A 25,381-nucleotide genomic window follows, 5' to 3' on the forward strand; every position below is an offset into this window, starting at 1 on the left:
CACCGCCACAACCGCGGTTCCCGCGGCGGCCGGCCCACCGGCTTCGACCGGGAGCGCTACAAGAAACGCAACACCGTCGAACGAGCCATCAACCGCCTGAAAGGCTTCCGCGCCGTCGCCACACGCTACGAGAAACGGGCCTACACCTACCTCGGCACTGTCACCCTTGCCGCACTCATCATCTGGCTCCGCACATGATCCGAGAAACAGCGCCTAGAGGGTGTCCGGCACGGCTCCGGTCGGTCTCTCGGCCCCGGCCGGTGCCGGGAGTGAGGCCGGCGCGACCGCCCGGACCCGGAACGTGCCGCCCGGCAGGGCGCCGGAGGTGAGGTTGCCGCCGATCTCCCGCAGTCGCAAGGCCAGGTTCTCCAGACCGTTGCCGCCGTGCTCCGAGGGCACGCGACCGCCCGGAGAGGAGCCGTCGTTGACCACCGACAGCACGATCGCCCCCGGCTCCGCCACCACCCGGATCGTGCAGTGGGCGGCCTTGCTGTGCCGCAGCACGTTGGTGACCGCCTCCCGCACCACGGCCGCCAGCACGTTCTCCACCCGCCGGTCGAGATCCCGCACCGACACCTCCACCTCGACGGTCACGTCCGCGGCGTTCAGGACCGACTCGGCGGAGGTGACCTCCTGGGCGAGCGACATGTTGCGGAAGCCGCTGGCGACCCGGCGCACATCCGCGAGCGACTGGCGGGAGATGGTCAGGATGTCGTCGACCTCCTGCACCGCCCGCTCGGGGTGCAGGGGTATGAGCCGGTGCACCAGCTCGCTCTTGAGGGTGATCGCCGACAGGCTGAAGCCGAGCAGGTCGTGCAGGTCCCGGGCGAACCGCAGCCGCTCCCTGACCACCGCGAGGCGCGCCAACTCCCCGTGCGCGTCGTGCACTTCCTGGATGACCTCGGCCAGGTGCGTCAGGCCGTACACGATGAGGCCCGTCAGCAGCGTCGACTGGCACAGGTAGATCGCGTCGACGATGCTGCGGCCGTCCAGCAGCGGGGGCAGGAACATGCTGAGCCCGACGGCCGCGTACAGGCACCACGCGGGCCGGGGCGGCAGCAGGAGCAGCAGCGACCCGGAGAGGAAGCCGCCGAGCGCGCCCCACTGGGCGTGGTAGACGAGGATCGGCAGATAGGTGAGCAGCATCTGCGCGCCCAGCGTCAGGAACCGCTCGCGTCCGGGGCGCCGTCCGGCCCCCGGCGCCGAGTGCCGCAGCTGGATGAGGAAGACGGCGACGAGCGCCAGGATCGCACCGACGTCCGCGGCCGGCGACAGACCGGTGCTGATGACGTTCAGCGCGGTGATGAAGAGGTAACTGAGCAGTGCCACCCGCAGGATGACCCGGGCCAGACGGGGCCCGGGGAGAGCCTGGTTGATGCGCGTGTCCGTGTCTCCGGCGCCGGCCGGAGGCTGGACGAGACCTGCACGCGGCTCACGAGGTGCACTGGCCTTCACGGACTCCTCTTTCGCAGCAAGGGGCGGAGTTCGTTTCGGATCGTATGGGACCTACGTGAAGACCGTGTGTGACTTGTATTGATAGCTGGAGATTTAGACGAACATGGGTACCGGGTTGAGCTGTTCGTACCGTCTTCGCTCCCGCAGCCGCCCCAGCGTCACGGGTACGTCGTAGAGCCGGCCCGGGGCCAGTCTGGCCCAGAAGTGCCTCATCCCGGGCACGATCACCTTGACCACCGGCAGTTCCAGATCGGGGCGCGTCTGGTCGAGGACGAGCAGTTCCATGCCGCGGTCCCGGACCAGTTCACCGATGGCGGTCACGTCGTCCAGCAGATCCGGGCGCGGAGCGGCCGGCCACGACCGCGGACCGCGTGCGGCGACGGACGGGTCCGGCAGCAGGTAGGGCTGGTTGGCGGTCGTCGCGGTACGCCACCAGTGGACCGCATCGGGATCGTCGATGCCGTAGCCCGGGGCGTCCGGCCGCCGTGGCGTCACCGCGGGCAGCATCTGCCCCATCTCGGTCAGCGCCCGGCGCAGGGCCACCCGCGGATCGAAGTGGGCACCGAAGCCGAAGATCACGTCCTCGGCCGGCCGGCCGGTCCGCCGGGACACCGCCGCCAGGACCGGGACGCCGAAGTCCGAGGTCAGGTCGAGCACCCACAGCTCCCGGCCCAGCCGCAGGCACCCCTCGCGGATCCGGTCGGTCTCGGGGGCGGCGAACGCGTCCAGGTCCACGCCGGGCTGACGGGTGCGGTTGTACCACCACAGGGCCACCGCGTCCCGCTCCACCAGCTCCAGAAAACCCTGCACCAGGGCGTCCTCCGGGCTGCTGCCCGCCGCGTTGCCGTTGGAATCGGCGTGCAGCCCGTCCGCGGACCCGCCGCCGTCGGAGAAGTAGAGCATCGAGGTCGGCAGCAGCCGGTGCCGCCCGGCGGTCAGCGACCACACCGGCGTCCAGTCGGTGGGCCGGCCCTCGTCGAACGGCCGCGGCACGTGCTGGAAGTGCGAGCCGCGGGCGTTCCAGAGGTCGCGGTCCCGCAACTGCCGCTCGTGGTACAGCTGGCAGGCGTTCGGGTGCACGGCGTCCGCGCCGAGCGCCCGGTAGGTGTCCTGTACGACGGGCTCGTCGCCCTGCCGGGTGCCGCTGTACCGTTCCACCGCCTCGCCCAGCGCGCTGACCCGGGCCTCCGTGGCGTCCAGGCCCTTGCCGCCGCTCAACGCCCGCAGCCCGGCGCGCAGTCCGGCCACGCTGTGCGGGTTGAAGGCGAGGTTGTGCCCGGACAGAAAGGTGTCGACGAAGTCGGGCGTGCGCGGGGCACGGCGGATCTCCTTGACGATCCCGGTCACCGGGCCGACGAGATGGCCGTACCGGTCCAGCATCTCCCCGGGCGACGCGGACCGGTGGCTGTTGCCGTGGTGCGCGGCCTTCGGCCGGGACACCGGCACGAACGGTGCACGGACCCGCTTCGCCACCGCCTGCGGATCACCGCACACCGGGCACTGGGGGCGCCGGCGCACCGGATGGCAGGCCGCCCGCAGCAGCATGGTGTCCAGGGTGTGCACGAGGTCCTGCGACGGATACCGCATCCCGGCCAGCCACTTGGCCGCCTCCAGCACCGCCATGTGCACACCGAGGGCCCGGCCCGCCGCGACCGACGCGGCCGGCCGCTCCGGCGGCCCGGTCAGCCCGAGAGCGCGCTGCACCGGCCACTCGGAGCGGCGGTGCCCGCGCAGCCGGTGGGCGAGGCAGGTCCAGCACGGGCCGTGGCCCGGCCGGAAGAAGGGCCCGATCCACGGGTCGACACCGCAGACCTTGGCGAGCAGCCACGGCGTTCCGCTCGCCCGGTGCCGGGCGTCCACCTCCGCCAGTTCCGGCGACAGGTAGTCGTCGCACAGGACGAGGGAGAGGGCGCCGGACGAGCCGGGGGCCGCCACGGCGACCCCCGACTCCCTGCACGCCGCCAGGACCGGCGCCGCGTCGACCGTCGGGAGCACCTCCAGTAAGACCGCCGCGCCCGCCAGTTCGGCCGTGGCCCGGCAGCCGTCAAGGCCCATCAGGTCCCAGTAGGCCTCGGCCATCGGGTCGGCCTGCCGGACGGGACCGCGGTCGTCGGCCTCCGCCGGGCGGAAGCCGAGCAGACCCGAGCGCGCCAGCTCGCCGAGGGAGGAGCCGGCCTCCTCCGCGGTCAGCGCCGAGGACGCCTCCCGCAGCACCGAGCGCACGCTCCGCGTCCCGTCGAGCAGCGGCGCGAGCACCTCGGCGTGCGGGCCGCGCAGCGCGGTGACCCCGCGGCGGGACACCAGGTAGGTGGCTTCACCGGGAACCACGACCGGGCTCAGATGGCGCTTGAAGCCCACCAGAACGCTTTCGTCCGGGAGCGTCGTCCCGGCCTCGTGCCCCCCGGCGTCGGTCATGCCCCGAACTGCCCGCTCGCCTCGGCGGCCGGGAACGCGATGATGCAGATGCTGAACAGCACGGCGTCGTTCTGGCCGAGGGAGTCGAGATCCTCGATCACCAGGGAACGGGCGGACTGAGCCGTGTCGTCGGTGCGACGGTGGACGCCGGACGGAACTGCGTTGACCATGGGACAACCTTTCCCCGTTGGGATTCCGCTGACTTAGGGTGTTTCGAACGACTGTCCTTGTGGCGAAGATTCTGGCGAGGGCGGCGACCTCACAGACAGTGCTGCCGTCATCTGTCGAGGGTGAACTTTTCACGCCAACGGGCCCCGGCCCAAGGGCCGTTTTAGCTCCGTCCGGGAACATCGAGGGCCCTGCCCGCCCAGGTCGAGAGGAACCCCCCGGATGATCCGCCTCCTGGCGCACTACGCCGCCCGCGCCGTGGGCCAGGCGTACCGCTGTCTGGTCGCGTACGGCCAGATGTGGCTGTACCTCCCGGCCGAGCCGCCCCACCCGACACCGCCCCACCTGCTGGAACGCCTCCGCCCCGACATACCCCTCACTCCGGCCGAACGGGCCCTGGACGAGCAGCTGCGGGACCTCGACTTCCGGAGCCGATGAGCTGACCGGACGGCCCAGTTCCGGCCAATCGTGCCGCGCCCGTTCACACCGGTGGCCTCGCGGGTCGCCGCGCAAGCGGCACTTCAGGGCCCGCTCCTACGGTCGCGCCGCAGCCGCGCCCGGCCCGGGCGCCGGCGGTCACCGGAAGGGGTGCCATGGAGACATCGGTACGGCTGCGGCAGGCCCGCCTCGCACTGCTGGCGGTGTTCCTCGTCCACGGCGCGGTCTTCGCCCTGCTGGTCACCCGCATCCCGGCCGTCCAGGACCGCTACGGCCTCAGCGACACCGCCCTCCCGCTCTTCCTCGCCGCCGTGCCGGTCCTGGCCGGCGCGGGCAGCGTCACCGCCGCACGGCTGGTACGCCGGGTGCCCGCCCCCACCGTGGTCCGCGTGCTCCAGCCGGCGGTCTGCCTGCTGCCCGCGGGCATCGGCGCGGGCGACACCTGGTGGCAACTCGCGCTCTGCCTGGCCGTCTTCGGCCTGCTGGTGGGCGCGCTGGAGGCGAGCGTCAACATGAGCGGGGTGGCGGTGCAGCGCCGCTACGGCCGCAGCGTCATGCTGGGCTTCCACGGCGCGATGAGCCTGGGCGGCATCCTCGGCGCCCTGCTGGCCGGCGCCGGCGCCCGCTGGCACCTGTCCCTGTTCGCCCTCTTCGCGGGCGCCGCCGTACCGCTGCTGGCGATCGCGGCGACGGCCGGCCCCCGGCTCACGGCTGTCGCCGACGGACCGGCGGACAGGGCCGGTGACGGCGGCGGGGCGGCCCGCCCCGCCGCCGTCCCGTGGCGGCCGCTGCTGCCGCTCTGCCTGATCATGGGCGCGGCCTTCGTCGCCGACTCCACCTCCAGCAACTGGAGCGCCAAGTTCCTCGAGGACACGCTGCACAGCTCCGAGGCGATGGCCACGGTCCCGTACGCCCTCTACATGGCCACCACCCTGCTGGGCCGCGGACTCGGCGACCGCTGGGTGCGGCGCTGGGGCGCGACCGCCGTGGTGCGCGCCGGCGCCCTGCTCAGCACCGTCGGCTTCGCCGCGGTCGCCGCCGCACCGGGGCCCTGGGCCGCCGTCGCGGGCTTCGCCGTGCTCGGCGCGGGGCTCTCGGTGATCGTCCCCCAGGTGTTCACGGCCGCCGCGCAGCGCCTGCCGGGCGCGGCGGACACCGCCGTGGCCCGCATCAACCTCTTCAACTACGTCGGGTTCCTGGTCGGTCCGCCCCTGGTCGGCGCGGTCGGCGCGACCGTCTCCTACCGCGCCGCCATGTGCGTACCGCTGCTGCTGACCCTGGGCGTCCTCCTCGCCGCCCGGTCGCTGACCCCGGCACCCCACGCCGTACCGGCCGGGGCCGCGCCCCGGCCGGAAACGGCGACAGCGGGCACGGCGTGACGGCGCCGGGACCGCACCGTTCGCGCCCGCTTCGGGAACGGCACGCGCCAACTGCCTTTTTAGCCGTGCCAAAGCACCACCCCCGACGCTTTCCGCAGGACACGAGCCCGTTCACGGGTGAGCCCGCCGACGAGGGGAGGACCATGCGCCGGGAGAGCGTCCACGCGGTGCGGACGGCATCCAGGGCCCCGGGCAGGCCTCCGCCCCGGCTCGGAGCCGGCGCCCCCCGGCGGCGCCGCACGACGGCCACGGCGACCGCGGCACGGCGTCCGTGCCCCGGACCGGCGGCCGGCCCCCGGCACCGGCCGGAGACACCGGCCGTGCCGTGCCGGGGGACCTCCGCCCACCGGGCCGGACGATTCCGGCCGCCGAACCGCAGGATGCGCAGAAACCGGAGATGCAGCCATGACCGCGACCGCACTCGGATCCGCCCCCGCCACCGCCCTGATAGACGACGCCGTCGGCACTCCGGCCGCCCCCCGGGTGGCCAACGCGGCCGAGGTCTTCCTCACGGCCGCCGTCGACCGGAGCCCCGGCGCACCGGCCGTGCGCGACCGCGAGGGCGCCTGGACCTACGCACAGCTCGACGCCGCCGCCGACTCCTTCGCCCGCGTCCTGGACGGCCACGGCATCCGGCCCGGCGACCGGGTGCTGGCCCGCGTCGACAGCGCCCGCGAGTTCACCGCCCTGCTGTACGGGACCTGGCGCCGCGGCGCCGTCCTGGTGCCGATCAACCCCGGCATGAAGGCGTTCCACCTCAAGGCCGTGCTCGCCGACTCCGAACCCTCCCTGATCGTCGTGGACGCGGCGGAGCGCACCGGCACCGAGGGCCTGACCTGGCCCGCCGGCACACCGGTCGCCGTCGCCGCGGAGCTCGACCTGTCCGGACCCGCCGACCCGGCCGCCCGCACCGAACGGGAGGTCCCCGCCGACCGGCTCGCCCTGCTCATCTACACCTCGGGCAGCACCTCCGCGCCCAAGGCGGTGGCCTGTCCGCACGGCCCCGTCGCGTTCGCCGCCCGCGCCATCGAGGCCCGGCTCGGCTACCGCCCGGACGACGTCGTGCTCACCGCCGTCCCGCTCTCCTTCGACTACGGCCTCTACCAGATCCTGCTCTGCGCCCTCGCCGGCGCCGAGCTGCTGCTGTCCGGCCCCGCCGACCACGCCCGCGTCCTGGGCTTCGCCCGCGACCACGGCGCCACGGTCGTACCGCTGGTCCCCTCCCTCGGCGAACTCCTGGTCCGCCTCGCCTCCCGCGACACCCGGCCCACCCGTATCCGCATGTTCACCAACACCGGCGCCGCGCTCAACGCCCCGCTCATCGCCTCGCTCCGGGAGACCTTCCGCGGCGCCGCCGTGGTGCCCATGTACGGCACCACCGAGTGCAAGCGGATCACCATCCTGGAGCCCGACGGCGACCTGACCCGCCCCGGCTCGGTCGGGCCCGCGCTGCCCGGCACCGAGGTGCTCGTCGTCGACGACGAGGGACGGCCCCTGGCACCGGGGGAGACCGGCGAGATCGTGGTCCGCGGCCCGCACGTGATGGCCGGCTACTGGCGGGCCCCGGAACCGACCGCGCTGCGCTTCCGGCGCCCCGCGGACGGCGGCCCGGTCACCCTGCACACCGGCGACTACGGACGGCTCGACGACGACGGCCACGTCTACTTCCAGGGCCGCCGCGACGACCTGTTCAAGCGCCGGGGCTCGCGCATGAGCTCCGTCGAGATCGAGTCCGCCGTACTGGACATCGACGACGTGCGCGAGGCGGCGCTGCTGGTCCCGGAGGAGGACCGCGACATGGTCCTGTTCGTCGTCGGCGAGACGCCCGCACTCACCGGCGAGCAGGTGCTGGCCCGGCTCGGCGACCGCCTGGAGGCCGCCAAGGTCCCGGACGTCTGCCACGTGCTGCCCGCGCTTCCGCTCACCCCCAACGGCAAGACCGACCGCAAGGAACTGCGCCGCCGCCTCGTGGAGGGCACCGATGAGCACTGACAGGGACGTGGCCGGGCGGACCGGTCCCGCCGCCCCGGCCGTCCGCCGCCTCGCCGAGCGGTACGGCAGCCCGCTCTACGTCTACGACCTGGACCGGGTACGGACCGCGCTGGCGGACCTGCGCGCCGCCCTGCCGCAGCCGAGCCGCGTCTACTACTCCCTCAAGGCCAACCCGCACCCGGCCCTCGTGGCCGAACTCCGCCGGGGCGGCGCCCGCGCCGAGGTCACCTCGCGCGGCGAACTCGCCGCGGCGCTCCAGGCCGGCCACCCCGCCGCCGAGCTGATGTACTCCGGCCCCGGCAAGGTGCGCGCCGAACTGGACGAGGCGATCACCGCGGGGATGCGCACCTTCTCCGCCGAGTCCTTCGGCGACCTGGAGCGGATCGGCGCCGCCGCGCACGCGCAGGGCGTCACGGCCGACTGCGTCCTGCGGATCAACGCCGCCGGCGCGCCCGGCCAGGCGGGGCTGCGGATGACCGGCGCCCCCTCGCAGTTCGGCTTCGACCTCGACGACCTGACCGAGCACCGGGCCCGGCTGCTCGCCGAGGGCGCCCGGATCGTCGGGATGCACTTCTTCCCGCTGACCAACGCCCGGGACGAGGACGGCCTGTGCGCCGAACTCGCGCAGAGCGTGCGCACCGCGGCCCGCCTGCGCACCGAACTCGGCATCCCGCTGCACCTCCTGGACCTGGGCGGAGGATTCGCCGCGCCCTACGCCACACCCGGCGAGCGCCCCGTCTACCGCGGTCTGCGGGCGGCACTGACGGCCGTGCTGGACGAGCACCTGCCCGGCTGGCGGGACGGCGAGCCGGTGGTCGCCTTCGAGTCCGGCCGCTACCTGGTCGGCGACAGCGGGCAGTTGGTGGCCACCGTCACCGACGTGAAGCACAGCCGGGGCAGCGCGTACGCGGTGCTCGACTCCGGCATCAACCACCTGGGCGGGCTGTCCGGCCTGGGCCGGCTGCTCCCGCTGTCCGCCCGGCCGCTCGACCCGGCGGACCCCGGCGACGACCACCCGGAGACCCGGGGCCTGCCGGACGAAGCCCCCGCGGACGGCGCCCGTCCGGCCGCCGTCACCCTCGCCGGCCCGCTGTGCACCCCCGCCGACATCCTGGCCCGGGCCGCCGAACTGCCCGGACTGCGCCCGGGGGACCTGCTGGCCTTCCCCAACGTCGGCGCCTACGGACTGTCCGCGAGCCTCCTCGGCTTCCTCGGCCATCCGGCACCCGCCGAGATCGTCGTCGACGGCCACGAGGTCATCTCCGCCACGCGTCTGGCCCTCGGCCGCCACGACGCCGAGCCCCTCACCGCACCCCGTACGGAGGAATCCGCCGCCATGACCGACACCACCGCCGCCGTCCCCGCGACCGACGCGGCAGCGCCGCCCTGGGACAAGGCGTACGAGGAACTCCTGCTCGAACTGCTGCCCAGGCTCGCCTCCCAGGGGCCGCTGCGGCCCGACAGCAGCCTGAAGGCGGCGGGCCTGGACTCGCTCGCCATGGTGGAGACCCTGGTCCGGGTCGAGCAGACCTACGGAATCGCCGTACCCGACTCGGAGCTGGTCGCCGACACCTTCGCCACCCCGGCCGCGCTGTGGCGTGTGGTGTCCGCCCTGCGCGACAGCTCCGTCGGACCGGCCTGAGCGCGCCGGCCGCCGGCCAGGACATCCCGACGACACAGGACGAGAGGAGCCACCATGCGGTGGGAAGGCGTGTACGTGGCCGGGACGGGGGCGTGGCTCGGCGAGCCCGAGTCCGCCCGGTCGGCCGTGGAGTCCGGCGCGTACGACGCGGAGCAGCACGCGGCCGACGAGATCGTGTCGGTCTCCGTCGCCGAGGAGTCCATGGCCCCTCCGGACATGGCGGTCCACGCGGCGACGACCGCGCTCAAGCGGTCCGGTCTCGACGCGTCCCGGGTGAACCTGCTGATCCACAGCGGCTTCTGGTTCCAGGGCGTCGAGATGTGGCCGGCGGCCTCCTACGTCGCCGGTCACGCCCTCGGCCGGGACGCGACCGCGTTCGGCTTCGAACAGGAGTGCAACGGCGGACTCGGCGCCCTGGAGGTCGCGGCCCGCCAGGTCGCCGCCCAGCCGGGCACCGGGGCCGCGATGGTCACCACCGCCGACCGGTTCGGCGCCCCGCTGGTGAAGAGGTGGAGCAGCGAGCCCGGTTTCGTCTACGGCGACGGCGGCACCGCCCTGCTGCTGTCCGCCGCCGACGGCTTCGCCCGGCTTGTGTCCACCGCGAGCGGATCGGACAACTCCCTGGAGGCGGTCGTCCGCGGGGCCGGGCTGCGGCCCCTGCCGTCCGGGGAACCCCTGGACCTGCTGGGCCGGGTGGGGCACTTCATGCGCGCCCACGGCAGCGTCCGGGAGGCCACCGAACGGGTCGGCGCCGTGATGAGGAACGTCGTGGGCACCGCGCTGGCCGACGCCGGCATCGAACTCGCGGACGTGTCCCGGGTGGTGACCCTGGCCAGTGGACGCAGCCGGCTGGAATGGCAGGTGCCGGTGCTGCTCGGCCTGCCCGTGGAGCGCTCCACCTGGGACTTCGCCCGCCGGGTCGGCCACCTCGGTGCCGGGGACCAGATCGCCGGCTTCAACCACCTCGTCGAACAGGGCGAGTTGAGCCGGGGCGACCATGTGCTGTTCGTCGGCGGCGGCTCCGGATTCAGCTGCACCTGTGCCGTGCTGGAGATTGTCGACGTACCGGAATGGGAACGCTCCGGCAGCGGGGGCGCGACCAGCGTGACCTGACCCCAACCCGCGTCGGTGACCTGCGACTTCAGTGGGACTTCAGCGCGCCGCGGGACACTGCACCGCCGGACCGGTCCGCCGTCCGTGCCCCCGCCGTCCGTCCGTCTCCACACGAGGAGAGAAGCATGGTGACGACCGAACCCGACGGCGCCACGAGGAGCTCCACCTCCACCGTGGTGCGCGTGGTCTGGGGAGTCGTGGGGATCCTGCTGCTGGCCTGGGACGTCTTCGAGGCGGTCAAGCACGCCGGCTGGGTGTACCCGGCCGCCGTCCTCGGCCTGGTCCTGCCCGAGCTGCCCCGGCTGGCCGGCCTCGGGCAGCGCCACGCGCCGGGCCGGCTCGCGCCCCGGGCCGTGCCCCTGTACAACCTGCTGAACCGGCCGCTGATCCCCTTCGCGATCATGGTGGTCTTCTCGTTCCTGGGGGACAGCCCTAACGACATCGCCGCCCCCTTCACCTTCGGCATGTCCTGGCTGACCACCATCGCCCTCACCCGCGCGCTGGGCCAGGGCCTGCGCACGCCGGACGGCCGCCTGCGCTGAACCGGCCCCGCGAACCCGGGCCCGCAGCCTCTCCCCCCAGAGCTGCGGGCCCGTCGCCGTATCCGGACGCCGGGAGCGGACGAGCCGGCTCCGGCGGCCTTTATCGGCGCGCAAGCCGGTGCTGCGAACCTCGCCGGACAGTCCCGAACGCATGCACCTTCCGAAGCACCGGAGGCCACACGATGGACACCGCCTCAGCGCCCGGCACCGGCACCGACACCGGGACGGCGCCCGAGACCGGGACGGAGCCCGGACTCCAGTACCCCTTCCACCGCCCCTCGGCCGTGCAGACACCGCCCGTCTACGAGGAGTTGCGCGGCAAGTGCCCCGTGGCCCACGTCCGGCTGCCCAGCGGTGACGAGGGGTACGTGGTCAGCCGTTACGACGACGTCCGCACCGTCCTCGCGGACGGCCGGTTCAGCCGGGCGGCGATGCTCGCCGAGGGGGCGCCGCGGCTCACCGCGGCCCCGCCCATGGCCGGCAGCCTGTTCACCATGGACCCGCCCGAGCACACACGGCTGCGCAAGCTCGTCTCCCGCGAGTTCACCGCCCGCCGGGTGCAGAACCTGCGCCCGCGCATCCAGGAGCTCACCGACGGGCTGCTGGACGAGATGGAGAAGCTCTCCGGGCCCGTCGACCTCAACCCCGTCTTCGCGTTCCCGCTGCCGGTGATGGTCATCTGCGAGCTGCTCGGCGTCCCCTTCGAGGACCGGGGCAGGTTCCGCGCCTGGTCCGACGCCTTCGTCTCGCTCACCTCGCACACCCCGGAGGAGGTGCTGGAGCAGCGGATGGCGATGGTGCAGTACCTCGGCGAGCTGGTGCAGCGCAAGCGCGAGGAACCCACCGACGACCTGATGGGCGCCCTGGTCTCCGTGCACGACGAGGACGGCGGCCGGCTCAGCGAGCACGAGCTGATCACCATGGGCATCACCCTGCTCGTGGCCGGCCACGAGACCACCGTCAGCATGATCGGCACCTGTGTGCTGACCCTCCTCCGGCACCCCGAGCACCTGGCCGCGCTGCGCGAGAACCCGGGGACGATCGACCACGTGGTGGAGGAACTGCTGCGGATCAACCCCATCGGGGACGGCGGCCCGTTCCGCATCACGCTGGAGGACGTCGAGCTCGGCGGCACGACCATCCCCCGGGGCAGCGGGGTGATCGCCTCGGTGTGCTCCGCCAACCAGGACGCCGACCGCTTCGGGGAGTCCGCCGACTCCTTCGACCCGTCCCGGCCGTCCGCCTCCGCCCACCTGGCGTTCGGGCACGGCGCGCACTTCTGCCTGGGCGCCGCCCTCGCCCGCGCCGAGCTGCAGATCGCCATCTCCTCGCTGATCCGCCGCTTCCCGACGCTGCGCCTGGCCGACGAGGTCGGCAACCTCACCATGACCAGCGGCATGATGGTGCACGCCCTGAGCAGTCTGCCGGTCACCTGGTGACCCGCCGCCGGTGACCCCGGAACGCCGCCGCCCGGATCCCTGCCAAGGGATCCGGGCGGCGGCGTGTCGACGGGTGCCGGCGTCCGGCGCGGGGGCGGCCCCCGCGCCGGCGGCCGGGCTCAGGCCCGCCGGGCGGGCTCCTGCACCATCCGCCGGGCCACGGTGGGACCCGGCTGCTGCACCTGGAAGTACGCCCGCGACAGCACGCGCTGCTGCACCGAGCGGTTGCGGTCCATCACCCGGTACAGCGACCGGCGGAACACGCCGCCGAGCCGCCCCTCCAGCGCGAACAGGCGTTCCTGGCGCAGCTGGAGGGCACGGGAACGGCGTACGGACTCCTCGCGCGCCTCCTGGAACGCCTCCCCGGCCCGCTGCAGCCGCTCCGGGCCGCCGCCGGCGGCCATCGCCTTCTCCACCAGCGGCGCCAGGGTGACCGCGTCGATGATCGCGTGGTTGACGCCCTGTCCGAGGATCGGCGTCAGGGTGTGCGCGGCGTCCCCCATGAGGATCAGACCGGGCGTCGACCAGCGCGGCACCAGCGTGGTGAAGATGTCCAGCATCGACGTGTCCGACCAGGCGCGCACGGTGTCGCGCACCGCGTCCGACAGCTCGGGCGCGAGCCGGTCCAGGCGCTCGTGGAGCGCGCCGAGACCCTGCGCGCGCAGCGCCTTCAGGCCGCCCTTGGGGATGTTGAGCCCCACCCGGACACTGTCCGGATGGGTGGGGATGAACAGCCCGTGCTCGCCGCCCCGGATGCGGATGCGGTACGTGTGGCCGTCCCACTGCTCGGGGAACGGCAGCCGCAGCCAGATGACGTCCCGGTCCAGCGGCAGCTTCTCGTAGGACAGTCCGGACAGCTCCCGCACCTTGCTGAACCGGCCGTCGGCCGCCACCGTCACCGCGGCCCGTACGGTGATCTCACCGTCGGGGGTGCGGGCCCGCACCCCGGTCACCGGTCCGTCGTCGCCCTGCTCGCGCAGCAGTCCCACGGCGGTGGCGGACTGGACGAGCGTGAAGCCGGAGTGTTCCCGCCCGGCGTCGGCGAGCGCGGACAGCAGGGCCGGCTGGGGGAGTTCGACGGGGTAGGGGTGCGGATAGGGGAACTCGGAGAGGTCGGCCCGCAGCACGACGCTGCCACCGTCGACGATCTCCATGTGGTGCATCTGGACGTACGTCCCCTCGAGCCGGTCGAGCAGCCCGAGCCGGTCCAGCATCCACACCGAGTCCGGGGACACCGACTCGCCCCGGAACGAACGGTTGAAATGCCCGCTCTGCTCCAGGACCACCACCGAAACGGAACGCTTGGCGAGCTCCACGGCGAGCGTGAGCCCGGCGGGCCCCCCTCCTACCACGCACACCTGTGCGGTCAGCTCTGCTGTCATCGTCATGCTGCCTCTCCAGCGGAGTCATGGTCGGTCGATCGTGTGACCGCGCCCTAAAGCTCCTCTTGCAGCCGACGCGCCCCGGACGCCGCAGGCCCGGCCCGGCGTTCAGTCCCGCGGCCGAGCCGGGACGGAGGCGGACTCGACCCGCTCCTTCAGCGCGTCGGTCAGCGCCTGGAACCCCTTCTCCGAGGGGGTGATGACCGCACCGGAGAACGGCACCAGCAGACCGCTGAACCGCTCGCTCTGCAGCACGTGCGTGCCGCCGTCCCGGGCCGTGAGTTCGAAGCTGTGCACCCCGTCGAAGACGCCCGGCACGCCGAACCGGCCCCGCCAGCGCAGAAGCCGGCCGGGCTCGCTCTCCAGCACGGTGGGCGTGAACACCATCTCCCGCCCGCCGCCGGGAAGCCGGAACCGCAGGCTCAGCCGCGTGCCCGGAACGGCCTGTCCGGCGGCCTCGACGAGGAAGGGGTTCCACTCGTGGAACCGCTCGAAGTCGGTCAGGACCGCCCACACCTGCTCGGCGGGCGCGCAGATGTGCACTGCGGACGAGATGCGACGCATACGGGGTCCTTCCAGAAGCCCGGCGGAACGTCCACGCGGGGCGGGGCGGAATGTGCCGTGCTCCGGCAAGCGTTGTCCGACGCACCACGCTACTGAACGCCACCGCACGACCGCACGCCTCGACCGCCCCCGCACAAGCGCCGCCTTAGCGCCCGCGCGAGCGGGGAGTACGGCGCGGGGCCGGTGAACCGGACGGGCTCGTGTGACCTCCGGCCCGGTACGGCCGCGCGCCGCGACGGCCCGGGGGACCGCTCGGCGAGGGCCGGACCGGGGCCGGCCTCCCCCCCTGGGACCGGGCTCCGGCGGGGCGCGTGGCATCATCGGGCCGGGTCAGGACCACGCCGTAGGAGGAGCACGATGAACCCCGCTCTCACCGCCCCGCCCGACGGGGGTACCCCCGGCCCGCACGGAGCCGAGAGCCAGGAGCGGGCCACCGGACTGCTCGACGACTTCTCCCTGGAGATGACCGGCAAGGACGTGGCCCGCCTGGAGGAGGCGTCCGACGGCATCCCGCCCGGCACCCGGATCAACATCACCTTCCTCGCCGGCGAGGACCTCGCGACGCGGCTGACGGCCGCCCGCGCGGTCCGCCGGCTCGGCTTCGTCCCCGTGCCGCACATCTCCGCGCGCCGCCTGCCCTCCCGCGCCGCCCTGGAGGAGTTCCTGTCCGGGCTCGCGGCCGACGGCACCGCCGAGAACGTGTTCCTCGTCGGCGGCGACCCCGCCCGCCCCGAGGGCCCCTACGCGGACGCCCTCGCCCTCCTGCGCACCGGCCTGCTCCAGGAGCACGGCGTCCGTCACGTCGGCATCAGCGGGTATCCCGAGGGCCACCCGGCGATACCGGACCCCACCCTGTGGTCGGCCCTCACCGACAAGGCGGCCGCCATCGGCGCCCACCGGTTCGGCGGCGACGTCATCACCCAGTTCGGCTTCGACCCCGCCCCGGTCCTCGGCTGGCTGGAGGCCGTCCGGGCCCGGGGCGTCCACCTGCCCGTCCGCATCGGCGTCCCCGGCCCGGCCGGTGTGCGCCGGCTGCTCGGTACCCCACCCGGTTCGGCGTCGCCACCAGCGCCTCGGTCGCCCGCAAGTACGGTTTCTCGCTGACCAACCTGATGGGCACGGCCGGCCCGGACCGCTTCCTGCACGCGCTGGCCGAGCGGTACGACCCCGCACGGCACGGCCGGGTGAAGGTGCACTTCTACACGTTCGGCGGGCTGCGGACCACCGCGGAATGGGCCGCCCGCTTCCGGCACGAGGGCCACGCCCCCACCGGACGGCCGTGACGCCGGGGACACCCCCGCCCCGACCCACCCCCCTCCCAGGCCACCTCACGTACGTGTCGCATTCTCGCCAGCGGCCCGCCCCCGCCCTGGCCGATCCTGGAGTCATGCAGACAGGGACGCAGACGAGGACGCAGACAGGGACCCACTTCGACCGGGAGCACTGCGTACGCGCCGTCCAGTCCAAGGACGCGCGGTTCGACGGCTGGTTCTTCACGGCCGTCCTGACCACCCGCATCTACTGCCGGCCCAGCTGCCCGGCGGTCCCGCCCAAGCCCGAGAACATGACGTTCTACCCGAGCGCCGCCGCCTGCCAGCAGGCCGGCTTCCGGGCCTGCAAGCGCTGCCGCCCCGACACCAGCCCCGGCTCCCCGGAGTGGAACCTGCGCGCCGACCTGGTCGCCCGCGCCATGCGCCTCATCGCCGACGGCGTCGTGGACCGCGAGGGCGTGCCCGGCCTCGCCACCCGGCTCGGCTACAGCACCCGGCAGGTGGAACGGCAGCTGCTGGCCGAGCTGGGCGCCGGACCCCTCGCACTGGCCCGCGCCCAGCGCGCCCAGACCGCCCGCCTGCTCATCGAGACCACCCCGCTGCCCATGGCGGAGATCGCCTTCGCGGCCGGCTTCTCCTCCATCCGCACCTTCAACGACACCGTGCGCGAGGTCTTCGCCCTCTCCCCGAGCGAACTGCGCGCACGAGTCCCCGGCAACCGCGCGGCGGGCACCCCGGGCACCCTCGCCCTGCGCCTGCCGTTCCGCGCCCCGCTCAACCCCGACAACCTCTTCGGTCACCTCGCCGCCACCGCCGTACCCGGCGTCGAGGAGTGGCGCGACGGCGCCTACCGGCGCACGCTCCGGCTGCCCTACGGCCACGGCATCGTCGCGCTCACCCCGCGCCCCGACCACATCGCCTGCCGCCTCACCCTCAGCGACCTGCGCGACCTGACCGTGGCCATCAGCCGCTGCCGCCGGCTGCTCGACCTGGACGCCGACCCCGTCGCCGTCGACGGCAGGCTGCGCACCGACCCGCTGCTCGCACCCCTGGTCGACCGGGCCCCGGGTCGCCGGGTACCGCGCACGGTCGACGAGGCCGAGTTCGCCGTGCGCGCCGTCCTCGGGCAGCAGGTGTCCACGGCCGCCGCCCGCACCCACGCGGGCCGCCTGGTCACCGCGCACGGCAAGCCCCTCGACGACCCCGAGGGCGGCCTCACCCACCTCTTCCCGTCCGCCGAGGCGCTGGCCGCCGTCGACCCCGAGACCCTGGCGATGCCCCGCACCCGGCGCACCACCTTCACCACCCTCGTCCGGCGACTCGCCGACGGCACCCTGCACCTGGGCGTCGACTCGGACTGGGCGGAAGCCCGCGCCCGGCTGCTCGCGCTGCCCGGCTTCGGCCCCTGGACGGTCGACGTCATCGCGATGCGGGCCCTCGGCGATCCCGACGCCTTCCTCCCCACCGACCTGGGCATCCGCCGGGCGGCGGGGGAGCTCGGCCTGCCCTCCACCCCGGCCGCGCTCACCGCGCGCGCCGAGGCCTGGCGGCCCTGGCGGGCGTACGCCGTGCAGTACCTGTGGGCGACCGACAGCCACCCGATCAACTTCCTTCCCGTGTGAGCCCCTTGGAGTGATGGAAGCCGTGAAACGCCACACCGTGATCGACAGCCCCTACGGCCCGCTCACCCTGGTCGCCGACGCGGACGGCGCCCTGTGCGGCCTGTACATGGCCGAGCAGCGGCACCGGCCGCCCGAGGAGAGCTTCGGCCCGCCGGAGGACGGCCTGCGCTGCTTCGCCGAGGCCGAGGAGCAGCTGTCGGCCTACTTCGCGGGCGAGTTGACCGAGTTCACCCTGGAACTCGCCCTGCACGGGACGCCGTTCCAGCGCCTGGTCTGGGACGGCCTCACCCGCATCCCCTACGGCGAGACCCGCACCTACGGCGAACTCGCCGGCGCCCTCGGCAACCCCGGTGCGTCCCGCGCCGTCGGCCTCGCCAACGGCCGCAACCCCGTCGGCATCATCGTCCCCTGCCACCGCGTGGTCGGCTCCGACGGCAGCCTCACCGGCTACGGCGGCGGCCTCCCCCGCAAACGCCGCCTCCTGGACTTCGAACGGGGCGCGGCGCTGTTCTAGCGCCCGGCCCTCCGCCCGATACGTGTCAGCCTCGCGGTGACGAGCACACGCTTTTCCGTGCCTGCACCGCATCCGCGGCGATCATCGCCAGTGCGAGGACCACAGTTGCCCAGGTGATTTCTCCATGCGTGTGTCCGGTCGCAACCCAGCCGGCGAGGCCGGAGCCGGTACAAGTGCCCAGCCTCGACCCGACGCCCGTGCCTTTCACCAGCTTTCCCAAGGGCGGGACGGGGAACGCCACACGGCGCCAACCCGGCCCGCTGTCAGGGATGTCGAGCGCCTCGTTGTGGCCCCGTTCATTCAAATCCATGGCAACTCCTCGTTCCTGCAAGTGAATCGACCTCCTCGGCGTCATCCGACAACCGGGCAGGAACAAGCTCAGCACTCGACAGGGCTCGGCTGGCTACTATGGTCCTACGCGAGACAAAAAAGGACGTACTGGAGAGTGGCTTCATGCCTCGTGCACGTCTTTTGGACCGGTCGAAACCGCTGGAAGCCTTCGCCGCCGACCTGCGGAGACTACGAGACTCGGCGCCGCCGCGAAGGCTCCGGAAGAAGCAGCCTCTCAAGAGGCAGGAGCCCGCGGGCCGTAGAGTCCTCGCGCCCCTGACGGTGGACCAGGTCGTCACCGAACACGGAGTAGGCCGGTCCAGTATCTACGCCGCGTTGAGCGGGAGGCGCCTGCCCTCGACCACGCTGCTCCGGGTCATGGTCCTGGCCTGGGACCCCAGGGGTGCGGACGCGATACCGCAGTGGATGGACAGGAGACGAGAAGTCGAAGCGGCGCTCAGCCTGGAGGATCCCGTCCCCGGGCGCTCCACGGCGCCTGCTCCCGCCGGTGACACCGGGAAGCCTGTCGAGCCGGATGCACCCGAGCCCGCACCGGACGGCCGTCCGGAGCCTGCCCGGTCCTCTCCCTCGCAGGCCCCGGCCTCGTCACCTCTGTCCACTGAGATCAAGCGACTGTACGAGGCTGCGGGCAGTCCGTCGGTGAGGCAGATCAGCGCCGCGGTCCTGACGGACGATCAGAGCGCTGACATCAGCCCCGAGACGGTCCGGCGCGTGGTCGCCGGGACGCACGCAAGGCGGACGAGTGTCGCTTCTGTCGTCCGAGCACTTGCCGCGATCAACGGTGAGGACGTTTCCGCAGCCGAGGAGAGAGCGCTGGGTCTGCGCACACTCGAGGAGTCGACGACCGACGTCGACCCGCGGCCGAGCACCACTGCTTCCGAACCGGCGACGGTTGACCTCAGAGGGGCAGTCATCCACGGACTTCACCTGATCGCGGGTGACGGGCAGACCATCGACCTGCGCCACGCGGTTCTGAACGGCCCCGTAGTGCGTGCGGGTGACGGGCAGACGTTTCATGTCGGCGACAGTGCGCTGAATGATGTGGTGGTGCGTGCGGGTGATGGGCAGACGTTTCATGTCGGCGACAGTGCGCTGAATGATGTGGTGGTGCGTGCGGGAGATGGGCAGACGATTCATGTCGGCGACAGCACGCTGAACGATGCGGTGGTACGTGCGGGGGCTCGGCAGACGTTCCACGTAAGCGACAGTGCGCTGAACGACGCCGTCGTGCGAGGCGAGGGCAGGGCGCTTCCCGCGGGGTCAGGCGCGCACGGCTTCGCGACGGATGCCGCGAAGCCGTGGAAGACGTCAGTCAGTCACCTCGCCCAAGCGACGGAGTAGTTCGGGCAGGGCGGTGCCGATGGGCTCGCGGATCACTTCGGCGGCCAGGTCGTCGTACGGGGTCGGTTCGGCGTTGACGATGATCAGGCGGGCGTCGTGGTCGGCGGCGACGCCCGCGAGGCCGGCGGCGGGCTGCACCTGGAGGGTGCTGCCGACCGCGACGAACACCGTGCAGGCCTTGGCGATGGCGGCCGCCTCGCCCAGCACCATCGGGTCCAGCCGTTCGCCGAACATCACGGTGGCCGACTTGAGGATGCCGCCGCAGTCCAGGCAGGCCGGATCGTCCTCGCCGGCCTCGACCCGGGCGAGCGCGTCCGCCATGGAGCCGCGCGCACGGCACTGCGTGCAGACGACACCGTGGGCGCTGCCGTGCAGTTCGAGCACCTTGCGGGCGGGCATCCCGGCCAGCTGGTGCAGCCCGTCCACGTTCTGCGTGAGCACGCGCACCGGGATGCCGGACCGGTCCAGTTCGGCGACGGCGCGGTGGGCCGCGTTCGGCCGGGCCCGCAGCGCGTCGCTCTCGCGCCGCATCAGCCAGGACCGCCGCCGGATCTCCGGATCGCCCATGTAGTACTCGTAGGTCACCAGCTTCTCCGCGTCGGGATCGCGCCGCCACAGCCCGTTCGGACCGCGGTAGTCGGGGATCCCGGAGTCGGTGGAGATACCGGCCCCGCTGAGGACGGCGACGAGAGGCTTGGTCATGCCGCCGAGGGTAGGCCGGGTGCCGTGGCTCCGGCGAACGGATAAAACGTCAGTCGAGCCAGGCCAGGCGAAGGGCCGCCACCGCTGCCGGCGTCAGTGCGGGCGCCGCCCAGACCCCACCCCACGGGTACCGCGAGGACGCGGCGGTCGTCGAGCGGGTCCGTGGTGCGGGGCATCGGCGGTCGTCGTCCTCGGGTCGGCGGAACCGGTCACGGTCGCCGGGTCGGGCGGAACCTCTCACGACGGGGAGCCCCCGATGCTAGCGTCCGGGCATGGCCAAGGTGACTGTCTCGCTCGACGCCCAGCTCGTCGTGGAGGTCATGGTGCTCGCCGGTGTCGGGAATCCGCAGGACGCCGTCGAACTGGTCGTCCGCGACTACATCGAGCGCGGACACCGCACGGAGGCGAGGGTCGCCGCCCGCGACGACGCCCTGCGCGAGGTCGACGCCAAGCCCCGCGACCCCGAGGGCTGAGGGGCGCCGCCGCGGCGCGGCACGTCTCAGGCGACCCGGTGGCCGTTCTCCAGCTCGACCGTGGGGGAGCCGTCCGTCACGGCGTCGAGGGCGGCCAGCACCCGGCGGCCGAGGGCACCCGGCAGGTGCTCGGGGATCTCCTCGCGCGGCACCACACGCCAGGACAGCAGCTCCTCCTCCTGGAGGCGGATCGCCTTGAGGTCGGCCTCCGCGAGGACACCGCCGTCGTACAGGTACGCCACCAGCGGCGGCCGGCCCGTGCCGTGCACCCAGTCCACGGCCAGCAGCCGGCCGAGCTCCCGGTCGAGCCCGATCTCCTCCAGCGTCTCCCGGCGGGCGCCCTGGCGCGGGGTCTCCCCGTCGTCGGACTCGATGGTGCCGCCCGGCAGCGCCCAGCCCTCGCGGTAGTTCGGTTCGACGAGCAGCACCCGTCCCTCGTCGTCCCGGAAGAGCGCGGCGGCACCGGCGAGGACCCGGGGCAGGCTCGCGATGTACGCGGCGAAGTCTGGAGTCGTGGTCATCCAGGAAGGGTAACCAGCCGCCACCCGGCTACGACCCGCTCCGGGCCAGGCGCAGGGTGCGTTCGGCCAGCGCACTGATCCGCACCCCGTCGAAGCCGAACACCGCGCTGCGGACGGTGTCCTCCAGCGGCGCCGTCCACTGGTCCGGGATCGCGGCCGCACCGGTGACGACCCCGGCCACCGAACCGGCGGTCGCGCCGTTGGAGTCGGTGTCCAGGCCGCCGCGCACGGTCAGCGCGATGGTCCGGGTGAAGTCGCCGTCGCCGTACAGCAGCCCTGCGGTGAGCACGGCCGCGTTGGGCACCGTGTGGATCCAGCCGAGGCCGGCCGTCTCCTCCGACAGCGTCGCCAGGGTCTCCTCCCAGGGCAGACGGGCCTCGTGCAGGGTCGCGACCCGCCGGACCGTCCGGGCGAGGCGGCTGCTCGCCGGGATCACCCCGAGCGCCGTCTCCAGCGCGTCCCGCACGGTCGCGGCGGTGAAGGCCGCCGAGACCAGCGCGGCCGCGAACATCGCCCCGTACACGCCGTTGCCGGTGTGCGACAGGACCGCGTCCCGGCGGGCCAGCCCCGCGGCGCGCGACGGTTCGCCGGGGCAGGTCCAGCCGTAGACGTCGGCGCGGATCAGCGCGCCGATCCACTCCTGGTACGGGTTCTCGTACGTCGCCGTCAGCGGCGGCTTCAGCCCGTTCGCGAGGTTCCGGTACGCCGCCCGTTCCGCGGTGAAGGTCTGCAGGTACGGCATCCGCAGCAGCCACAGATCGCCGACCTGCTCGGTGGAGAACCCGAAGCCGTGGGTCTCCAGCAGGTGCAGCCCGAGGATCGCGTAGTCCACGTCGTCGTCCCGGCAGCTGCCGTGGATCCGGCCGCGCACGCACGCCCGCCACTCCGGGCGCAGTACGGCGCTCTCCTCGGCGTCGGCGGGTTCGGGCAGGTAGTCGGTGAGCGGCAGGGCCGCCGCCCGGCGCAGATAGCGGTCGATGCGGTCGCGGGTCCACACCTCGCCCTGTTCGACCGGTTTGCCGAGCATGTTCCCCGCGATCCGGCCGAGCCAGCCGCCGTGGATGCGGTCGGCCAGGTCGGGTTCGGTCCGCCGGGTGGTCAGGGGCCGCGTGGTCATGGCTGGGGTCTACCCGTTTTCCCGGGCCGCCTCCCGGCCGCCCGCCGGCGGCCTTCCACGGTTCGGTCGGGGCATGACGGCGGGGGCGTCCTGCGGTTATGGTCGCAGCGGCGCGACTGGCCCTGACGTGCGCGGGGCCCGGAGAGCAAGGGGAAAGCAAGGTGGCGGACGCTGCAGTGAACGAGACCCGTCGGGTGCTCATCGCCGCGGACAAGTTCAAGGGCTCGCTGACGGCCGTACAGGTCGCCGAGCGGGTGACGGCCGGGCTGCGCCGGATCGTACCGGACCTCCAGGTGGAGGCGCTGCCCGTGGCCGACGGCGGCGACGGCACCGTGGACGCGGCGGTGGCGGCCGGCTTCGAACGCCGGGAGGTCCGGGTGGCCGGACCGCTCGGCCGGGAGGTCACGGCCGCGTTCGCGCTGCGCGGTGGCACGGCGGTCGTGGAGATGGCGGAGGCGAGCGGACTCCAGCGGCTGCCCGCCGGGGTGTTCGCCCCGCTGACCGCGTCCACGTACGGCTCCGGCGAGCTGCTGCGGGCCGCGCTGGACGCGGGCGCGCGGACGATCGTGTTCGGCGTCGGCGGCAGCGCGACCACGGACGGCGGAGCGGGAATGCTGGCGGCGCTCGGCGCGCGCTTCCTGGACGAGAACGGCGAACCGGTGTCCCCGGGCGGCGGCGGCCTCGCCGGGCTGGCCCGCGCGGACCTGTCCGGTCTCGACCCCAGGCTGGCCTCGGTCGAGCTGGTGCTGGCCAGTGACGTCGACAACCCGCTGACCGGGCCGAAGGGCGCCCCGGCGGTGTACGGCCCGCAGAAGGGGGCCACGCCGGACGACGTCGAGACCCTGGACGCGGCCCTCGCCCACTTCGCGAAGGTGCTGGAGGGCGAGGCCGGGCCGCGGGCGGCGGAGTACGCCGCGTCGCCGGGGGCCGGCGCGGCCGGCGGCATCGGTTACGGCGCGCTGCTCATGGGCGCACGGTTCCGAGCCGGTATCGAGGTCATGCTGGACGTGCTGGGCTTCGCGCCCGCTCTGGAGCGGGCCTCCCTGGTGGTCACCGGCGAGGGCTCCCTGGACGAGCAGACCCTGCACGGCAAGGCACCGGCGGGCGTGGCCGCGGCGGCGCGGGCGGCCGGCAAGGAGGTCGTCGCGGTGTGCGGGCGGCTCGCTCTGTCCCCGGAGGCCCTGCTGCGGGCCGGTATCGGCCAGGCGTACCCGCTGACGTCCGTGGAGCCGGACGTCGCCCGGTGCATCGCGGAAGCGGGACCGATCCTGGAGCAGGTCGCCGCCCGGATCGCCGAGGACCACCTGAGCTGAGGCCCCGCCCCGGCCGGGCGAGGCCGGGCAAGACGAAGGGCCCCGGACCAGAACGGTCCGGGGCCCTTCGTACGAGCGCCGCTACGGCAGCTGTGCCGCGCGTGCCTCGCGTCGGTTGCCGCGGAAGTTGTTCACCCGGCGGGCCGTGGCGAACAGCGGGATCACCGCGCCCATGACCAGCTGCAGGGCGCAGCCCGTCTGGAGGAGCAGCTGACCGCTCGGGGCGTCGAAGGCCCAGGCGGCCAGGAGGCCCATGGACAGGACGATCCAGCCGAGCATCGCGCCGGCGAGGCGGCCCCGCGGCTTCGGGTACTCGACCCGGCTCACCATCAGCCAGGCGGTGCCCAGGATCGCCAGCAGCGTCGCCACGAAGGGCAGCTCCAGCAGCACGATCGAGACGACCGTCAGGGCGCCGAACGGCGAGGGCATGCCCTGGAACATGCCGTCCTTCAAGGTCACGCAGGAGAAGCGCGCCAGACGGAGCACGACGGCCAGGAGCACCACGATCGCCCCGAGCGCCGCCACTCTCTGGTGGGCGTCGTCCGCGACCATGCCGTAGACGAGGACGAAGTACGCGGGCGCCAGGCCGAAGCTGATCAGGTCGGACAGGTTGTCCAGCTCGGCGCCCATGGGGGAGGAGCGCAGCTTCCTCGCCACCAGGCCGTCGAACAGGTCGAACACGGCCGCGCAGAGCATCAGGATCACGGCGGTGGCGGCGCTGTGCCGGGCCATGCCGGCGGACTCGTCGTTGCCCGTGAGGTGCGGGATGAGGATCCCGGTGGTGGTGAAGTACACCGCCATGAAGCCGCACGTCGCGTTGCCCAGGGTGAGGGTGTCCGCTATCGACAGGCGGAGAGAGAGGGGCATCTCCTCCTCTTCGTCCACCTCGTCTGCCTCGGGCACCCAGCCCGCCTGGGTCTCCGGATCAATCACGGTCAATGCGAGTCACCCCAGCCACGGTCTTCTGACCGACCTCGACCGCGACCTCCACGCCCTCGGGCAGGTAGAGGTCGACACGCGAGCCGAAGCGGATCAGACCGATACGGTCGCCCTGCTCGACCTTCGTGCCCTCGGGAAGGTAGGGCACGATGCGGCGGGCCACCGCGCCGGCGATCTGGATCATCTCGATGTCGCCGAGTTCGGTGTCGAAATGCCAGACTACGCGCTCGTTGTTCTCGCTCTCCTTGTTGAAAGCGGGAACGAAGCCGCCGGGGATGTGCTCGACCGACGTCACCGTGCCCGCGAGGGGCGCGCGGTTGACGTGGACGTTGAGCGGGCTCATGAAGATCGCGACGCGGGTGCGCCCGTCCTTCCACGGCATGATGCTCTGCACCACACCGTCGGCGGGGGAGATGACACGGCCCGTGGCGATCTCGCGCTCGGGGTCGCGGAAGAACCACAGCATGCCCGCCGCGAGCGCGGTGGCGGGCACGGCGACGGCCTTGGCCGCGCCCGAGCGGCGGGCGCGGGCCAGGCTGAGGGCTGCGGTGGCGACGGTCGGAAGAAGCCACGGCGATGCTCCGCGCGCGAGGCGTACGCCTGCTCGGCTGTCGCGAGGTGCAGAGGTTTGGCTGTGGGGCATGGATGACCTTCGTAGCGGATGATGCCGCGCTTCGACGGGGGACGG

23 protein-coding genes and 2 pseudogenes are annotated in these 25,381 nt (G+C 73.4%); 14 read left to right on the plus strand and 11 right to left on the minus strand.

All coding sequences use genetic code 11. The features are described 5' to 3' along the window. A pseudogene (locus tag ACF08B_RS00005) lies at positions 1-198 on the plus strand (IS5/IS1182 family transposase); the annotation flags it as partial. Between the two features lie 15 nt (positions 199-213). Here ACF08B_RS00005 and ACF08B_RS00010 read toward each other — a convergent pair. From ACF08B_RS00010 to ACF08B_RS00020, 3 genes are all read right to left on the minus strand, one after another. Beyond that, on the minus strand, positions 214-1,455 hold the full coding sequence (locus ACF08B_RS00010) for a sensor histidine kinase (protein WP_392315263.1): 1,242 nt from the start codon (positions 1,453-1,455) through the stop codon (positions 214-216). A 93-nt stretch (positions 1,456-1,548) separates the two neighbouring features. Next, positions 1,549-3,870: a TOMM precursor leader peptide-binding protein gene (locus tag ACF08B_RS00015; RefSeq protein ID WP_392315264.1), complete on the minus strand. Its 2,322-nt coding sequence runs from the start codon at positions 3,868-3,870 to the stop codon at positions 1,549-1,551. Further along, positions 3,867-4,040, minus strand: a complete 174-nt coding sequence (locus ACF08B_RS00020; RefSeq protein ID WP_176985518.1) for a hypothetical protein — start codon at positions 4,038-4,040, stop codon at positions 3,867-3,869. Before ACF08B_RS00020 ends, ACF08B_RS00015 begins: the two co-directional genes overlap by 4 nt. 220 nt (positions 4,041-4,260) lie before the next feature. Here ACF08B_RS00020 and ACF08B_RS00025 point away from each other — a divergent pair, with 220 nt between their 5' ends. The 7 genes from ACF08B_RS00025 to ACF08B_RS00055 all read left to right on the plus strand — a co-directional run bounded on the left by ACF08B_RS00025 (position 4,261) and on the right by ACF08B_RS00055 (position 12,583). Then, a complete protein-coding gene (locus tag ACF08B_RS00025) occupies positions 4,261-4,476 on the plus strand; it encodes a DUF6059 family protein (RefSeq protein WP_392315265.1) in 216 nt (71 codons plus the stop codon). 155 nt (positions 4,477-4,631) lie between these two features. After that, positions 4,632-5,855, plus strand: coding sequence for an MFS transporter (locus ACF08B_RS00030; protein ID WP_392315266.1), 1,224 nt, complete (start codon positions 4,632-4,634; stop codon positions 5,853-5,855). A 405-nt stretch (positions 5,856-6,260) separates the two neighbouring features. Beyond that, positions 6,261-7,847 carry a class I adenylate-forming enzyme family protein gene (locus ACF08B_RS00035; RefSeq protein ID WP_392315267.1) on the plus strand — a complete coding sequence of 529 codons (1,587 nt, stop codon included), beginning with the start codon at positions 6,261-6,263 and terminating at the stop codon, positions 7,845-7,847. Further along, complete coding sequence (locus ACF08B_RS00040; protein WP_392315268.1) at positions 7,837-9,489, plus strand: phosphopantetheine-binding protein; 1,653 nt, start codon at positions 7,837-7,839, stop codon at positions 9,487-9,489. Before ACF08B_RS00035 ends, ACF08B_RS00040 begins: the two co-directional genes overlap by 11 nt. A 54-nt stretch (positions 9,490-9,543) precedes the next feature. Then, positions 9,544-10,602: a ketoacyl-ACP synthase III family protein gene (locus ACF08B_RS00045; RefSeq protein ID WP_392315269.1), complete on the plus strand. Its 1,059-nt coding sequence runs from the start codon at positions 9,544-9,546 to the stop codon at positions 10,600-10,602. A 125-nt stretch (positions 10,603-10,727) separates the two neighbouring features. Further along, positions 10,728-11,144: a hypothetical protein gene (locus tag ACF08B_RS00050; RefSeq protein ID WP_392315270.1), complete on the plus strand. Its 417-nt coding sequence runs from the start codon at positions 10,728-10,730 to the stop codon at positions 11,142-11,144. 182 nt (positions 11,145-11,326) lie between these two features. Beyond that, positions 11,327-12,583 (plus strand): cytochrome P450, encoded by a 1,257-nt coding sequence (locus ACF08B_RS00055; RefSeq protein WP_392315271.1) that lies wholly within the window; start codon positions 11,327-11,329, stop codon positions 12,581-12,583. Positions 12,584-12,702: 119 nt separating this feature from the next. Here the strand turns inward: ACF08B_RS00055 and ACF08B_RS00060 are convergent, their stop codons facing one another. Together ACF08B_RS00060 and ACF08B_RS00065 are read right to left on the minus strand one after the other, a co-directional pair. Beyond that, complete coding sequence (locus ACF08B_RS00060; RefSeq protein ID WP_392315272.1) at positions 12,703-13,971, minus strand: FAD-dependent oxidoreductase; 1,269 nt, start codon at positions 13,969-13,971, stop codon at positions 12,703-12,705. Positions 13,972-14,073: 102 nt separating this feature from the next. Beyond that, positions 14,074-14,529, minus strand: a complete 456-nt coding sequence (locus ACF08B_RS00065; protein ID WP_392315273.1) for an SRPBCC family protein — start codon at positions 14,527-14,529, stop codon at positions 14,074-14,076. A gap of 462 nt (positions 14,530-14,991) precedes the next feature. On the opposite strand from ACF08B_RS00065, the pseudogene ACF08B_RS00070 reads away from it, so the two are divergent. From ACF08B_RS00070 to ACF08B_RS00080, 3 genes and pseudogenes are all read left to right on the plus strand, one after another. Further along, positions 14,992-15,812 (plus strand): annotated as a pseudogene (locus tag ACF08B_RS00070) (methylenetetrahydrofolate reductase). 104 nt (positions 15,813-15,916) lie between these two features. Then, the gene (locus ACF08B_RS00075; protein ID WP_392315274.1) at positions 15,917-17,422 is read left to right on the plus strand and encodes an AlkA N-terminal domain-containing protein; all 1,506 of its coding nucleotides are present in this window, start codon (positions 15,917-15,919) and stop codon (positions 17,420-17,422) included. Between the two features lie 22 nt (positions 17,423-17,444). After that, positions 17,445-17,936, plus strand: a complete 492-nt coding sequence (locus ACF08B_RS00080; protein ID WP_093480602.1) for a methylated-DNA--[protein]-cysteine S-methyltransferase — start codon at positions 17,445-17,447, stop codon at positions 17,934-17,936. A 25-nt stretch (positions 17,937-17,961) separates the two neighbouring features. Here the strand turns inward: ACF08B_RS00080 and ACF08B_RS00085 are convergent, their stop codons facing one another. Continuing rightward, positions 17,962-18,246 (minus strand): hypothetical protein, encoded by a 285-nt coding sequence (locus tag ACF08B_RS00085; RefSeq protein WP_392315275.1) that lies wholly within the window; start codon positions 18,244-18,246, stop codon positions 17,962-17,964. A gap of 680 nt (positions 18,247-18,926) precedes the next feature. On the opposite strand from ACF08B_RS00085, the gene ACF08B_RS00090 reads away from it, so the two are divergent. Further along, positions 18,927-19,628, plus strand: coding sequence for a hypothetical protein (locus tag ACF08B_RS00090; RefSeq protein ID WP_392315276.1), 702 nt, complete (start codon positions 18,927-18,929; stop codon positions 19,626-19,628). Here the strand turns inward: ACF08B_RS00090 and ACF08B_RS00095 are convergent. Further along, positions 19,596-20,330: an NAD-dependent deacetylase gene (locus tag ACF08B_RS00095; protein ID WP_392315277.1), complete on the minus strand. Its 735-nt coding sequence runs from the start codon at positions 20,328-20,330 to the stop codon at positions 19,596-19,598. The genes ACF08B_RS00090 and ACF08B_RS00095 overlap by 33 nt on opposite strands. Before the next feature lie 272 nt (positions 20,331-20,602). Here ACF08B_RS00095 and ACF08B_RS00100 point away from each other — a divergent pair, with 272 nt between their 5' ends. Beyond that, positions 20,603-20,803 carry a type II toxin-antitoxin system VapB family antitoxin gene (locus ACF08B_RS00100; RefSeq protein WP_093473416.1) on the plus strand — a complete coding sequence of 67 codons (201 nt, stop codon included), beginning with the start codon at positions 20,603-20,605 and terminating at the stop codon, positions 20,801-20,803. Between the two features lie 26 nt (positions 20,804-20,829). Here the strand turns inward: ACF08B_RS00100 and ACF08B_RS00105 are convergent, their stop codons facing one another. Next, entirely contained in the window at positions 20,830-21,324 is a 495-nt protein-coding gene (locus ACF08B_RS00105) for an NUDIX domain-containing protein (RefSeq protein ID WP_392315278.1), read from the minus strand. Positions 21,325-21,352: 28 nt separating this feature from the next. Beyond that, positions 21,353-22,441 (minus strand): ADP-ribosylglycohydrolase family protein, encoded by a 1,089-nt coding sequence (locus tag ACF08B_RS00110; protein WP_392315279.1) that lies wholly within the window; start codon positions 22,439-22,441, stop codon positions 21,353-21,355. 176 nt (positions 22,442-22,617) lie between these two features. Here ACF08B_RS00110 and ACF08B_RS00115 point away from each other — a divergent pair, with 176 nt between their 5' ends. Beyond that, positions 22,618-23,754, plus strand: coding sequence for a glycerate kinase (locus ACF08B_RS00115; RefSeq protein ID WP_392315280.1), 1,137 nt, complete (start codon positions 22,618-22,620; stop codon positions 23,752-23,754). Positions 23,755-23,835: 81 nt separating this feature from the next. Here the strand turns inward: ACF08B_RS00115 and pssA are convergent, their stop codons facing one another. Together pssA and ACF08B_RS00125 are read right to left on the minus strand one after the other, a co-directional pair. Next, on the minus strand, positions 23,836-24,657 hold the full coding sequence (pssA, locus tag ACF08B_RS00120) for a CDP-diacylglycerol--serine O-phosphatidyltransferase (RefSeq protein ID WP_093473412.1): 822 nt from the start codon (positions 24,655-24,657) through the stop codon (positions 23,836-23,838). A 22-nt stretch (positions 24,658-24,679) separates the two neighbouring features. Next, positions 24,680-25,336, minus strand: coding sequence for a phosphatidylserine decarboxylase (locus tag ACF08B_RS00125; RefSeq protein WP_093473410.1), 657 nt, complete (start codon positions 25,334-25,336; stop codon positions 24,680-24,682). Positions 25,337-25,381: the final 45 nt, after the last annotated feature.

The sequence above is a fragment of the Streptomyces sp. NPDC015139 genome, from assembly GCF_043079785.1.
GTDB classification, from domain to species: domain Bacteria; phylum Actinomycetota; class Actinomycetes; order Streptomycetales; family Streptomycetaceae; genus Streptomyces; species Streptomyces albidocamelliae.